Raw genomic sequence first — 10,619 nt, forward strand, 5'->3', positions numbered from 1 at the left:
ACGGTGCAGGCCGCCCGGTCCTGACGAGCACACCCCATCTCCCGGCAGCACCGCACCGCCCCGTCGGCCTGGCCGACGGGGCGTACTGCTGCGCCCAGACTTCCGGAGGTACCGACGATGCTCAGCCCACGCCCGCGCCGCCGCATCGGCCGACCGCGCCCGCGCCGCCCCGGCCCTCGCTACCCCCACCGCCCGGGCCGCCTCCCTGCCGGATGGGAGGCGAGGTGAGCGCCCGTACCCGGACGCGCGCACGCGATGCGCGGCCGCGGGCCGTGGACGGCTTACCCGAGTACGACTGGCGCACCGCACCGGAAGGGCTGGCCACGCGCCGCCAGCTGCGCGCCGCGGGCCTGCGCCCCGGTGGGCAGGAGCCAGCCGCGGTGCTGCGCTGCAAGGCGTGCGCGACCCGGCCGCAGCGCATGTGCACCCGGCCCGCCTACCTGTACCGCCTCGACCTCGCTCTGCTGGTGCGCCCGATGACGCTGGCCAAAGAAGCCGCGCTCGACAAGGCCATGGCCGCGCGGAGCACGTGTCCGAGGTGCCGGCGCCGCTATCACCACGTCCTGCCCTTGCGCACCCTCGGCTCCTGCCTGGAGTGCCACGACGGCACCCCGGCCGACCCCACCACCTACATCACCCCGCCCGGCCACAGCCTGGCCGCCTGACCCACCAGAGGACCGGCCCATGCCGACACCGACCCCCTCGCCCGCCACCGGCCCGAGCACCCCGACCGTGGACCAGAACCTGGACGCCGCCTGCACCACGCTCGCGGCGGAGGTCGGCCGCACAGACGGCAAGGCCTCGCTGCTGCTGGCCTTCACCGGCGCCGTCCTCGCGGGCCTGGCCACACTCGCCGACCACGACCTACCCGCGCTCACCCGCGCGGCCGGCGCCCTCGCCGTCACCGCCTTAGGCGCGGCTGCGGTGCTGCTGCTCCTGGTCGTCCGGCCCCGGCTCGGCGGCCACGACCGCGCCAGCTTCCCCTACTGGGCACACCTGGACGAAGCCGCCATCAGCGCCTGCATGACCGGTGACACCCGGCCCGCCCGGATCCACGTCCTGTCGCGTATCGCCCTGCGCAAGTACCGCACGCTGCGCCGCGCCGTCGACTGCATCCTGACCGCGCTCGCCCTCCTCGCCCTGGCCGCGCTCGGCGCCCTGCTGTAGGCGCCAGGGCCCCGGGACGGCCGCAGCATCGGCTAGGCGCAGGACGACCGCCCCAGGCACTGGACGGCCCCGTCACGAGACGCCCAGCACCTCCAGCATGCCCGCCTGCCCCAGCGATCACCGCGCCAGGTGACCACACGGTAAGAGGCGCTCCCCCGACGCCGGGCGCCCTGCTCGCCGCCGGGCTCGCCCGCTGACCCGCCGAGGTCTCCGGCCGCCCAAAGCCGGGGTCCGCCTCCTGTGACCCCACGCCTCCGGCCCGGTTGTCCCCCGGACCGGTCCACGCAGTCACAGCAGCTCACCGACATGAGATGAGGCACCAGCATGACGTCGCTCATCAGCCCGAACACCGTCCTCGCGAACGCCCTGGCGAACGTGGAGGACATCCTCGCCCCGCGCATCCGCGCCAGCAGGACACAGCGGATTGCCCTGGTGGTAGGAACCCAGATCAATGGCGCACCGCACGCCGGCACCGCGCTGGTGCAGTCGATGGCGTTCGCCACGGCCGCCCGGCTCCGCGACCGCCACGGCCTGCCCGTGGAGGTCCGGTTCTCGGCACTGGACAACGCGCCGCACGAGCTGGTCACCGACCCAAGCTCGGGGAACCGCTACCAGCGGTCATACGCCCAGGCCGTCGGTACGGACGGCATCGCCCGCCTGGTCGGCACCCTCTACCAGCCCTTGTTCGACGCCCTGTCGGAGCGGCTGGCCGTACCGTACGGCGTGGAGACCTACTCGCAGCAGCAGGCGACCGGCCTGTTCCGGGAGACGTGGCTGAGGGTGCTGCCGCGCCTGGACGCCGCAAGCCTCTGGCTGGCTCCCTCCACGGGAGTGCCGCACCTGCGGGTGCCTTGCCCGCACTCCTGCGGGTGGGCGGAGAAGTACGCACAGCGCACCCGTGTGGAACTCGCCGGCCGCGGCCTCGCCCGCGTATCGGCGGTCTGCCTGCACCACGGCCCCTACACGGCCACCATCACGCCCACCGGCGGCGGCTACCTCGACCTCGCCACGCTCTACCGCAACATGGTCAAGGAACTCGCCGCGCTCGCGGAGACCGGCGTTCTTCAGGTGATGGTCAAGGGCACCGACTGGATGCCCGGGAGCCTCCTGGTCGACGGCGCGCTCCAGGCCGTGGGCCTGACCCGGGGCCAGCTGCCCGCTCGGCTGTTCTGCCCGATGATCGTCGCCGAGACGGGCGCGAAGCTCTCCAAGAGCCTCATCCGCTCCGGGGAGGCGGCGTTGCCCGCGGGCGCCGAACCGTGGATGCTCGATACCCGGAAGTGGCCCGGCACCGTGGGGGAGTTCGCGGACCGCCTGCTGAACCTGGCGGGCCTGCTGCTGTCCCACCCCCGGCACTTCTTCCGCTCGTACTCGGCTGCGGAACTGTCGCGGCTGATGTCCTTACCCGCAGGGAGCCCGGCTACATGAGCACCACCTCAGCCCGCGTCATCGAGCTGAACCTGTACCCCCAGTACTTCGATCTCGTGGCCGCCGGCCGCAAGTCCCGGGAGGTCCGGGTGAAGTACCCGAAGTTCGACGGCCTGGCGGTCGGTGACCTGATCCGGTTCGCGGTGAAGGGCACCGACCGGTCATGCATGACGCGGGTGACTCGCGTTGCCGAGTACGCCTCGTTCGAGGAACTCCTGGACGCCGAAGGGCCCTCCCAGGTGAACCCCGAAGCGACCCGTGAAGAGCAACTGGCCAACATCCGGCGCATCTACCCGCCGGACAAGGAACGGCTGGGGTGCCTGGCCATTGGCATCGAGCTGGTCGACTAACTCGACGGCCAGGAACCTGGAGGCCCGTACGCTCCGCCAAGTGCGGGGCGTACGGGCCTTTTGTCGTTTCTGGGTATCGGAGGTCAGAAATTTCTGACCTCACGTGCCTCAGCTGGTGGGGGCCTCAGGGTGCTCGCCAGCTGCGGCAGCCGCTCGTGTCGCTGCGGTCAGTCGCCTTACCACGCGCTGCACATCTTGCTCCAGCCGCTCCAAGTGCGTCCGAGTGGTGACGGGGTCAGCGGCGAGCGCGTCCTGCACCGACCCGGGCGCCAGCGGCGAGTAGACCCGTTCCTTGAGTGAAGAGACCGCCCGTTCCAAGGCCGCTACGGCGGGAGGCGTGGCAGGCTCGCGCGGTTCGATAGGCGGGTCAGAAATTTCTGACCTCTTCTCCTGCGCAGGGATGGACGGCGCAGTCAGTTCCCTCGCGATCGACGCGAGGAGTGAGGCCGTGGGCCGCTTCTTGCCCTGCTGTTCGGCCTGGGCAAGGCCTTCGGTCATCACGACTTGGGCGGCCTCCAGCCCCTGGCCAGCGATCACGTCAGCCATCACTTTGCGGGCCGACGCCCGGGTCAGATGCTGCGCAAGGTCGGGCCCCAGCTCGCCAATCGCCCGGATACGATCCGCGTCCTGCAACAGCTCGAACACGTACTTCGGTTCGATGTCGAGCACACCCGCAGCCCAGACGGAGAAGTTGGTGTGGCCGGCCACGAGATGGAGCTCCCGCTGCTGTGCCACCTCCAGCAGTACCGCCTTGTTCAGAAGGGTGAAGTCCTCGGCGCGCTTGCCGGCGAGGTCGATTTCGTGCAGCCGCTCGATGACGAAGGCCAGCTGCTCTTCAGGAGTGCCCTTGATGTCGTCGGCACTCAGTACCCGTCCGCGAGCGAACACGCTGGGCCCTGAGGCATCCGGTTCTGGCTTCGAGTCGGGCTCGGTCGTGCCCTTCTGCAGGTCAGCCGGGACCGCAGGGTCGACCGCCGAGTCCTCAGCCTTTCGCAGTCGATTGGTGCCCGCCGCGATCAGCTTGTTGGCCATTACTCTTCCACTCCCGCTGCCGTGAGAATCCGGTCGTACACGTCGGTGAGCGCCTGTGCCTCACGGCCCGGCGCGTCGGTGATCGGCACACAGGCGAAGCGCGTCTGCTGACGTACCGAGTGGCGAGGGATCGCCAGGTCTTTTCGGTAGAGCGAGCCGTAGGTGTCCGCGAGGTACTCCCCTATGGTCTCCTTCAAGGTGCTGCGACCGCCCGGCACTATCGACGGGATGATCCCGACCACCCTCAGGCCAGGGTTCATGCCCAGGTCCTTGACGAGCTTGATCGTGCTGAGTGCCTCCTTTGTGCCGATCCGGCCGTCCTCATCGAGCGTCGCGGGGATGAGAACGTCGGTGGCCGCCACGAGAGCGGACGTGACCAGCTTCCCGCCGGCCCGGGGCGGAAGGTCCAGGATGCCGACCATGTCAGGGCCGACTACCCCCTTGAGGCCCAGCCGGAGGCGGAACTCCAGCCCGACAGCCACGTTGTCGGTCTCCCGGTTGGCAAGAGCCCGCTCCGCGGCGATGACCTGCACACCGGACCAAGCCTTGCCCGCCTCAGCGAAGGCATCCGCAGCAAGGCCGGTCTCTCCCTGCGGATCGAGCGCCAGCAAGTCGTTCATGGAGAACGCCGGCGCCTCGTCGTCGGAAAGGCCCAGCTCCGCCGTGAAGGTCCCCCGCGGGTCGAGATCCCCGGCGATGACAGCGCGCTTCCGTTTCCGTGCGGCTGCGACAAGCCCCGCAGAGAGGGCGCTCTTGCCCACGCCGCCCTTCTCGCTGTACACCGCCAGCACTCTGCTCATGTCAGCACCCTCAGTCCGTACGCTGCCCAAGTCACGGAGGGAAGAGTATCGACAAGCGGCCAGGCGGCCAGGGGCGACCGACGCGAGAACCGCCAGAGGGCCGAAGCGAACGACGCTTCCCGGTCCTCGTGAGGTGCCAACTGCCATGCTCCACCGGCCGATCGGCCATTGCGCCCGGCAGGTCTGGTCACTCGCCGAAGAGCGGCACCTGGGCTACCTCGATGTCGGTGCGGATGCGGTGTACCCGAGCCGGGTGTCGCCACCGCCCGGCCGCATCCCGGGCGACGTCGGCGGCGACCTCCATGACGACGTCGGGCTGCACCAGGTGCACGTCCAGGGCGCGCTGCGTGCCCCATCCGGCGCTGAAGGTCCATCCCTGCCAGGGGTGCGCGGCCGGGGGCGGGGTGAGCAGCTCGGCGAGGTCGCGGCCGGCGGCCTGGGAGAGGGTGGCGCTGCGGCCGGTGTACCGCAGGCGCCCGGCATCGTCGTAGCGGCCCAGCAGGACGGTGCGCGGAGCGGCCAGTGAGCCGGTGACCGCGCCCACGATCGCCTCGGTGGTGACCCGTACTTTGTACTTCCGCCACGAGCGCACCGGCAGGTACGGCTCATCGAGCCGCTTGAAGCACAGCCCCTCCAACCCTGCCGCCGTCCACGTCAGCCACTGCGCCGCGACGGCCGGATCGGTGGTCGACGGGCACAGCGTCAGCGGCGCAGCCAGGCCGCGCTCGGCGAACAGCGCTTCAAGCGCTGCGCGCCGCCGCTGGTAGGCCCATCCGGTCAGGTCGGTGCTGCCGACGTGGACCAGGTCGAAGGCGACGTAGTGGGCCGGCCATCGGCCCGCGGCCTCGCGCGCCCCCTTGCCGCGGCGGGCCAGGCGCTGCTGCAGCCGCTCGAACGCGAGCCGCTCCGCCTCCCACACCACCAGCTCGCCATCGAGGCCGGTGTCTCCGGGCAGCTGCGCGAGGGCGGCGGCCCGGATCTCGGGGAACGAGCCGGTCATGTCCGTGCCCTGGCGGGAGCGCAGCAGCACTCGCCCGCCGTCATGCACGGCGAGCTGCGCGCGGTAGCCGTCCCACTTCGGCTCCGCCGCGTACCCGGCAGGCAGGGCAGGGCTGTCGACAGCTACGGCGAGCATCGGCTCGGGCAAGGACCACGTCATGCCGGATGCCTTCCACACTGCGCACTGTCGGACCGGCAGGGACAGTCACGGTCACCCGGCAGCCTTCAGTGCCGACTGCGGATCCGATCTACCTGACGCGCTTCAGGCAGGTCTGGGGCACCTGGCCACCCGGCACGACGCGCCACAGGCTCCCCGCCCTGCCGCACTTGCGGTAGGCCGGACCGCTCTCGGTTCGGGCGACGGCGACCGTGCACGAGGTGACCCGGTCTCCCCGGTGCAGGTAGTGGTGGATCGGGCTGTTGCTCTTCGCGACCGGGCTGTCGTTCCACGCTGGCCTTCTCACGGCCACCTTCCGCCCTGTCACCTCCCACGTGGTGGTGCACGGCTTGACGGCCAGGAGTGCTGGCTTGTGGTGAAGGGGCGCGGCAGAAGCTTGTGGCGCGGCTGCGGCCCCGGTGAGAACGGCCATGGCGGCAAGGAGGGTGAGTGCCTGTTTCATGGTCATGGAACGCTGGGAATGCGGCTGGTCGTCACGGCTGATGGGGGAAGATCACCCGGCCGTGGGTGAGGCGCTGGACCGGAGGCTGAGACTGAGTACCGCCTGGCGATGCTGGCCGCGCAGGAGTCGCGAACCAATCGCCCTCCTCCCGAGTGCCGGCCGCCTTAGAGGACGGTCCGTGCCGACTGTGTTCGGCACGGACCGTTGAACACCTTCCCGCGTTGGCGAGACGTCAGCGGCGTTCCCGCTCTATCCGTTCGCCTGGATGAGTGGGCTGAGACGAGCAAGGGCCTGCTGGCAGTTCGCCGCCGTCCGCACCGCTACCTCCTGAGCACCCATAGCGGCATCTGCAGGCAGCTGGGCAGACGCATAGAACGCCAAATCGTTCAGGGCCGCTTTTCGCGCTTCCTCAGGGAGGTCGAGCACGTCACGCTCCTCAACGGTGAACTCCCCGTACCTGCGCTCCACGAGTTCTCGGACCGCTCGGCCCATCGGGTCTCCGGTCGACATGATGTGGCTGAGGACCACGTTTTTCTTCGTCTCCACAGGGACGTTCGGCATGTCGACGATCCGCGGCTTCGGCTTGCCCTGCTTGCGCGGCTTGTGCATCTTGTCTCGACCCATGCGCGGACCGTACTGCCCGGCTGGCGATGCTGGCTGCGGAACCGCGAAGAACCACCCGGTGGAGCTGGCGCGCAGGTGGTCTCAGCCCGACCATGGACCGCTTGAGCTCGTGGCTGGCCTACAGGTCCGGCGACCAGCTGGCGATCACGTGCTCGCCGTCCTCTGCGCGCTCGGTCAGGACGATCTCAGCGCGATCGATACTGCCCCATGAGCCGATCCAGGACAGGTACTGGTGCTCGGCCGTGGACTGCTTGCACCACCAGCCATGCATCACCGGCTGACCGCCCGAACTCAGAGTGAGATGGAAGCGCTCGTCGTCCACATCACCCACCGTCCCACCCGCGCTCGTCGGTGTAGGTCCGCAGCGGCAGCCGTGCGTCGGCCGCGACCTCGCCCAGCTCCTCAAGGAACTGCGCCAGCGGCACGCGCAGCGTCGGCGGCGTCGCGAGGAAGCACTCCCGGCATCGGTCGAACCACCGGGACCCGTGAGCCTCGTCGTGGATCACGCCGCTGGTGCGGGACGGCCGGCCGCAGGCGGAGCAGGGCGGCTCCTTCTGCATCCGCGCCCAGGTCTCGGAGAAGCGGGGCGCGGGCGGAGCAGGGGAGAGGGCAGCCGGGTCGACGCCCAGCTTGCGGGCGGCCTCCTCGCCGGTCATTCCTGCTCCTGAGGGGTGGGGGTGGGCTGTGTGGCGTCCCGATCATAGAATAGAACTTATGAACGATTCCGGGGGGTCGCGCCTCGCGCTGCTCCGCTTCCTGGAGCGCGTGCAGGAGCGCGACCTGTCCCGCACCCGCAGGTGGATCGCCGACGAGGAACGCCGCGAGGCCGAACGACAGGTCGGCGAAGCCCGGCGCCCACCGGCCCCTGAGTGGCTGATCGAGCGCGGCCTGGACCGCACCAACATCGTCGCCGTACACACCGGCGAGTGCTGGGACCCGGGCAAGCGGGTGAGACCTGCGACCAGGGAGCAGGCCATCGACGCGCTGCGCCATCAGGTGCCGGCCTGCTCGAAGTGCAGGCCGGACACGGCATTGGGCATCGTGGGCTAGGCGTTGGCTTAGTGCACGAGAGCAGGAGTCGTTCGTCGACGGCTTCGGGAGTCAGCGTGTGGGCCTGCTCCTTGACGGCCATCCCTCGGCGAAGGCCCTGAGTTGTCGACGCTGCCGTTCTTCTTCCGCGATCCGGGCAGCTAGGACGGGACGGTCGATGTACGGCGCGACAGCGGCGAGGACCAGGCGCTGAAGCTCTGTCGGGTCGAGCGCCTCAACCTCCCACTGCACCGGCCGACTGGCGTCGAGCCCGTATCGGCGGGCGAACCCCGGCCAACGAGGGTCGCCCGCCTTCCCCGCAGCCGCGGGCAGTTCGTAGTCCCGGACCTGTTCGTGGGTGAGCAGGATGCGTTCCACGTGGGTCCAGCAGTCCGTGCGGGCCACCCAGTCCCGTTCGATGTCGGCACCTGAGGCGTCGAAGTCGCCGACGTAGAGCAGCATGGCCGGGCGCGGGTCGTGGGCCGTCCGCTCGCGTACGACCTGCACGTAGCTCTGGCTGCCGAAGCCCCGGACAACGAGCACGGGAACGCCCGTATCCTCCAGCCAGCCGGTCAGCTGGGCCCGCAGGGTGTCCTTCTCGCAGGCTACGTACAGCGCTGACGTCTGGCCGGCTGTCCGGTCCAGGGCGAACCAGTCCGGTGCGGCCCGCAGGAAGGCGCCAGCGTCCGGCCAGGCCGGAGAGACGTGGACCTCGCGCAGTGGGTCGAGGAGGTCGGGGAACCGCTCTTCACGGCGGGCCTGGGCGAGTCGGGCGGACAGGCGCCGGTACGTCGGTGCGGTGTGCGGGATCAGCCCCTCCGAGACGAGCCGGTAGTACGCCTGCCGGAGGGTGCAGCCGCCCACCTGGTCGTAGCTGGTGACGATGTCGGCAGCGCGTTCCACGATGCTCGGCCACTGGAGTCTGGGCACACCGGTACATGTACCCATCGGCTCAGCGGCGGGTGCCTCCCAAACTCGTGAACATCGACTTTGCTGCCCTCGGGGCGCCTCCCGCGCACATCGACGCGGCGTTCGTCGCTCGGCGAGGGGACAGGCCCCGATGGAAGCGGCCGGCGCCCAATCCGCCGAAGCGGGTGGCAAGGGCACCGGCCAACCAAAGACCCTCACGAAGAGGAACTCCACCGCCAGCATATCGGGCCCATAGCCCCCGCAGGCCTCCCCGCGGAACTCAACCCGCTTGAACGCCTGGACGCCCGCCACAGGCCCGACGGCGCAGCAGGCGGGCAACTGCTCCCACCCGGGGCGCAGCACGGCGTCAGGGCGCAGCACAGCCCCTTTTCCGGGGTGGGTGGGCCGGAGCGCGGCACCGGTCGCCGCCTGCCACGCGGCAGGGGCACCGGGCATCCGCTGCGCTCCCGCCCTCGCTGCGCGGCCCCTGCGGCGCTGCGCGCCTGCGCGTGCTGCGGGCGTTCCGCTGACGCTCCATGCCCTTGCCGGACACCGCTGCGCGGCGACCGGGCACCGACAGCGCTGCGCGCCATCGGAAGCGGCAACCGGTGCCGCGCTCCGGCCCGCCTACCCCGGAAAAGGGAATCGAGGAAGCTTATTCATGCGCGAAAGGAAGACAAGAAATGGCTTATTCTTCGGCCTCATTGAATTGATCCAAGTCGGCGAATTGGATAGTCTTTTCCTTGTCGGGAGGGAGTGGCACCCAACCGGCAAACCAAAGTCCCGAAAACCGAAAAGGAACAAGAATGGAAACGCAGCAGCGCTACGTTCTCGGCAAGCGCGACGAAGAGGGTTTCTACCCCGTCACCGTCGACCAGACCCCGGCCGGAACCGTCCACCGCCGTCACGGCAGCTGGTACGCGACCATGCCCGGCCACCCCGTCCAGCGCGCCGCCGACCGGCACCAGGCCGCCGCCCACCTGGCCGCCCTCATCGACCAGGGCAACCGCCCCACCACCCCCGCACAGGCACCCCGCACTCCCGCCAGCCTGATCCAGGCCACGGGCTTGCGGGCCACCCGCTCCTACGCCCACCTCATGCCCCGGCTACGCCTCAGCCTGGCAAACCTGGTGCGGGCAGCGGAGGCCATGGCCCGGCTCGCGCAGCTTGGCTGGAGGCCGCTGGAGGGCTACCCCGGCGCAGACCAGCCCTGGCTGATGGAGTGCTGCCTGTGCGGCTGGAAGGGGCGCCGGTTCTGGAGCCACCTGCGCGGCCGCAACGGCGACGGCATCCCCCGCCCGATCACCCGGCATCCCGACTGTAAGCCCGTCTCCGAGCACGTCTCAGCCCTCGTCACCCTCGCTGCCGAGCGCACCTACACCTGCCCCTGCCACACCAAGCACCCCATGGACGTAGACGACTGCCTGGACACCCTCGCAGCCATTCAGACCGCCTTGGACGGCAAAGCGATGCTGTCCGCCGCCGTCTACGCTCGCAGCATTCTGGAGCCGTGCCCGGCCGCCACGCGCCGCGCAGCCGCCCTCAGGGCCGCCTACGAGCGCCGCGTGAAGGCCCAGCGGGATCTCAAGCGAGGAAAGCGTAAGTAGCCCTGCAGTACGCAGTGCAGGGGGCGGCAGAGCACCGCCCCCTGCACCTCCGAA

Annotated in this window: 14 protein-coding genes; 6 read left to right on the forward strand and 8 right to left on the reverse strand. The window is 70.3% G+C overall.

The window, feature by feature from the left end; translation table 11 throughout:
• The first annotated feature begins 224 nt into the window (after positions 1-224).
• The 4 genes from NNW99_RS38895 to NNW99_RS38910 all read left to right on the forward strand — a co-directional run bounded on the left by NNW99_RS38895 (position 225) and on the right by NNW99_RS38910 (position 2,945).
• On the forward strand, positions 225-665 hold the full coding sequence (locus tag NNW99_RS38895) for an RRQRL motif-containing zinc-binding protein (RefSeq protein ID WP_370869221.1): 441 nt from the start codon (positions 225-227) through the stop codon (positions 663-665).
• A gap of 19 nt (positions 666-684) precedes the next feature.
• Entirely contained in the window at positions 685-1,167 is a 483-nt protein-coding gene (locus NNW99_RS38900; RefSeq protein WP_255961414.1) for a Pycsar system effector family protein, read from the forward strand.
• A gap of 324 nt (positions 1,168-1,491) precedes the next feature.
• Positions 1,492-2,595, forward strand: coding sequence for a hypothetical protein (locus NNW99_RS38905; protein WP_255961413.1), 1,104 nt, complete (start codon positions 1,492-1,494; stop codon positions 2,593-2,595).
• Positions 2,592-2,945 carry an ASCH domain-containing protein gene (locus NNW99_RS38910; RefSeq protein ID WP_255961412.1) on the forward strand — a complete coding sequence of 118 codons (354 nt, stop codon included), beginning with the start codon at positions 2,592-2,594 and terminating at the stop codon, positions 2,943-2,945. Before NNW99_RS38905 ends, NNW99_RS38910 begins: the two co-directional genes overlap by 4 nt.
• Before the next feature lie 108 nt (positions 2,946-3,053).
• Here the strand turns inward: NNW99_RS38910 and NNW99_RS38915 are convergent, their stop codons facing one another.
• The 7 genes from NNW99_RS38915 to NNW99_RS38945 all read right to left on the reverse strand — a co-directional run bounded on the left by NNW99_RS38915 (position 3,054) and on the right by NNW99_RS38945 (position 7,676).
• Complete coding sequence (locus tag NNW99_RS38915; protein ID WP_255961411.1) at positions 3,054-3,977, reverse strand: hypothetical protein; 924 nt, start codon at positions 3,975-3,977, stop codon at positions 3,054-3,056.
• Positions 3,977-4,777: a ParA family protein gene (locus NNW99_RS38920; protein ID WP_255961409.1), complete on the reverse strand. Its 801-nt coding sequence runs from the start codon at positions 4,775-4,777 to the stop codon at positions 3,977-3,979. The genes NNW99_RS38915 and NNW99_RS38920 overlap by 1 nt, the downstream gene beginning before the upstream one ends.
• Before the next feature lie 187 nt (positions 4,778-4,964).
• The gene (locus tag NNW99_RS38925) at positions 4,965-5,936 is read right to left on the reverse strand and encodes an ATP-dependent DNA ligase (RefSeq protein WP_255961407.1); all 972 of its coding nucleotides are present in this window, start codon (positions 5,934-5,936) and stop codon (positions 4,965-4,967) included.
• 88 nt (positions 5,937-6,024) lie between these two features.
• Positions 6,025-6,240: a hypothetical protein gene (locus tag NNW99_RS38930; RefSeq protein ID WP_255961405.1), complete on the reverse strand. Its 216-nt coding sequence runs from the start codon at positions 6,238-6,240 to the stop codon at positions 6,025-6,027.
• 405 nt (positions 6,241-6,645) lie between these two features.
• Positions 6,646-7,020, reverse strand: a complete 375-nt coding sequence (locus NNW99_RS38935) for a hypothetical protein (RefSeq protein WP_255961403.1) — start codon at positions 7,018-7,020, stop codon at positions 6,646-6,648.
• A gap of 118 nt (positions 7,021-7,138) precedes the next feature.
• Positions 7,139-7,342, reverse strand: coding sequence for a hypothetical protein (locus tag NNW99_RS38940; protein ID WP_255961401.1), 204 nt, complete (start codon positions 7,340-7,342; stop codon positions 7,139-7,141).
• A gap of 1 nt (position 7,343) precedes the next feature.
• A complete protein-coding gene (locus NNW99_RS38945) occupies positions 7,344-7,676 on the reverse strand; it encodes a hypothetical protein (RefSeq protein ID WP_255961399.1) in 333 nt (110 codons plus the stop codon).
• Positions 7,677-7,734: 58 nt separating this feature from the next.
• Between NNW99_RS38945 and NNW99_RS38950 the strand changes: the two genes are divergently transcribed.
• Positions 7,735-8,070, forward strand: coding sequence for a DUF6233 domain-containing protein (locus tag NNW99_RS38950; protein ID WP_255961397.1), 336 nt, complete (start codon positions 7,735-7,737; stop codon positions 8,068-8,070).
• Positions 8,071-8,121: 51 nt separating this feature from the next.
• Here the strand turns inward: NNW99_RS38950 and NNW99_RS38955 are convergent, their stop codons facing one another.
• Positions 8,122-8,979: a hypothetical protein gene (locus NNW99_RS38955; protein ID WP_255961395.1), complete on the reverse strand. Its 858-nt coding sequence runs from the start codon at positions 8,977-8,979 to the stop codon at positions 8,122-8,124.
• Between the two features lie 785 nt (positions 8,980-9,764).
• Here NNW99_RS38955 and NNW99_RS38960 point away from each other — a divergent pair.
• Positions 9,765-10,565, forward strand: a complete 801-nt coding sequence (locus NNW99_RS38960; RefSeq protein WP_255961452.1) for a hypothetical protein — start codon at positions 9,765-9,767, stop codon at positions 10,563-10,565.
• Positions 10,566-10,619 lie beyond the last annotated feature (54 nt).

Source organism: Streptomyces sp. CRCS-T-1, from assembly GCF_024442335.1.
Classification (GTDB): domain Bacteria; phylum Actinomycetota; class Actinomycetes; order Streptomycetales; family Streptomycetaceae; genus Streptomyces; species Streptomyces koelreuteriae.

Bases quoted from the DNA above. Each gene is read 5' to 3' on its own strand.
- NNW99_RS38945 (WP_255961399.1), bottom strand. From the start codon at position 7,676: ATGACCGGCGAGGAGGCCGCCCGCAAGCTGGGCGTCGACCCGGCTGCC.
- NNW99_RS38960 (WP_255961452.1), top strand. From the start codon at position 9,765: ATGGAAACGCAGCAGCGCTACGTTCTCGGCAAGCGCGACGAAGAGGGT.
- NNW99_RS38905 (WP_255961413.1), top strand. From the start codon at position 1,492: ATGACGTCGCTCATCAGCCCGAACACCGTCCTCGCGAACGCCCTGGCG.
- NNW99_RS38935 (WP_255961403.1), bottom strand. From the start codon at position 7,020: ATGGGTCGAGACAAGATGCACAAGCCGCGCAAGCAGGGCAAGCCGAAG.
- NNW99_RS38910 (WP_255961412.1), top strand. From the start codon at position 2,592: ATGAGCACCACCTCAGCCCGCGTCATCGAGCTGAACCTGTACCCCCAG.
- NNW99_RS38920 (WP_255961409.1), bottom strand. From the start codon at position 4,777: ATGAGCAGAGTGCTGGCGGTGTACAGCGAGAAGGGCGGCGTGGGCAAG.
- NNW99_RS38915 (WP_255961411.1), bottom strand. From the start codon at position 3,977: ATGGCCAACAAGCTGATCGCGGCGGGCACCAATCGACTGCGAAAGGCT.
- NNW99_RS38900 (WP_255961414.1), top strand. From the start codon at position 685: ATGCCGACACCGACCCCCTCGCCCGCCACCGGCCCGAGCACCCCGACC.
- NNW99_RS38950 (WP_255961397.1), top strand. From the start codon at position 7,735: ATGAACGATTCCGGGGGGTCGCGCCTCGCGCTGCTCCGCTTCCTGGAG.
- NNW99_RS38925 (WP_255961407.1), bottom strand. From the start codon at position 5,936: ATGACGTGGTCCTTGCCCGAGCCGATGCTCGCCGTAGCTGTCGACAGC.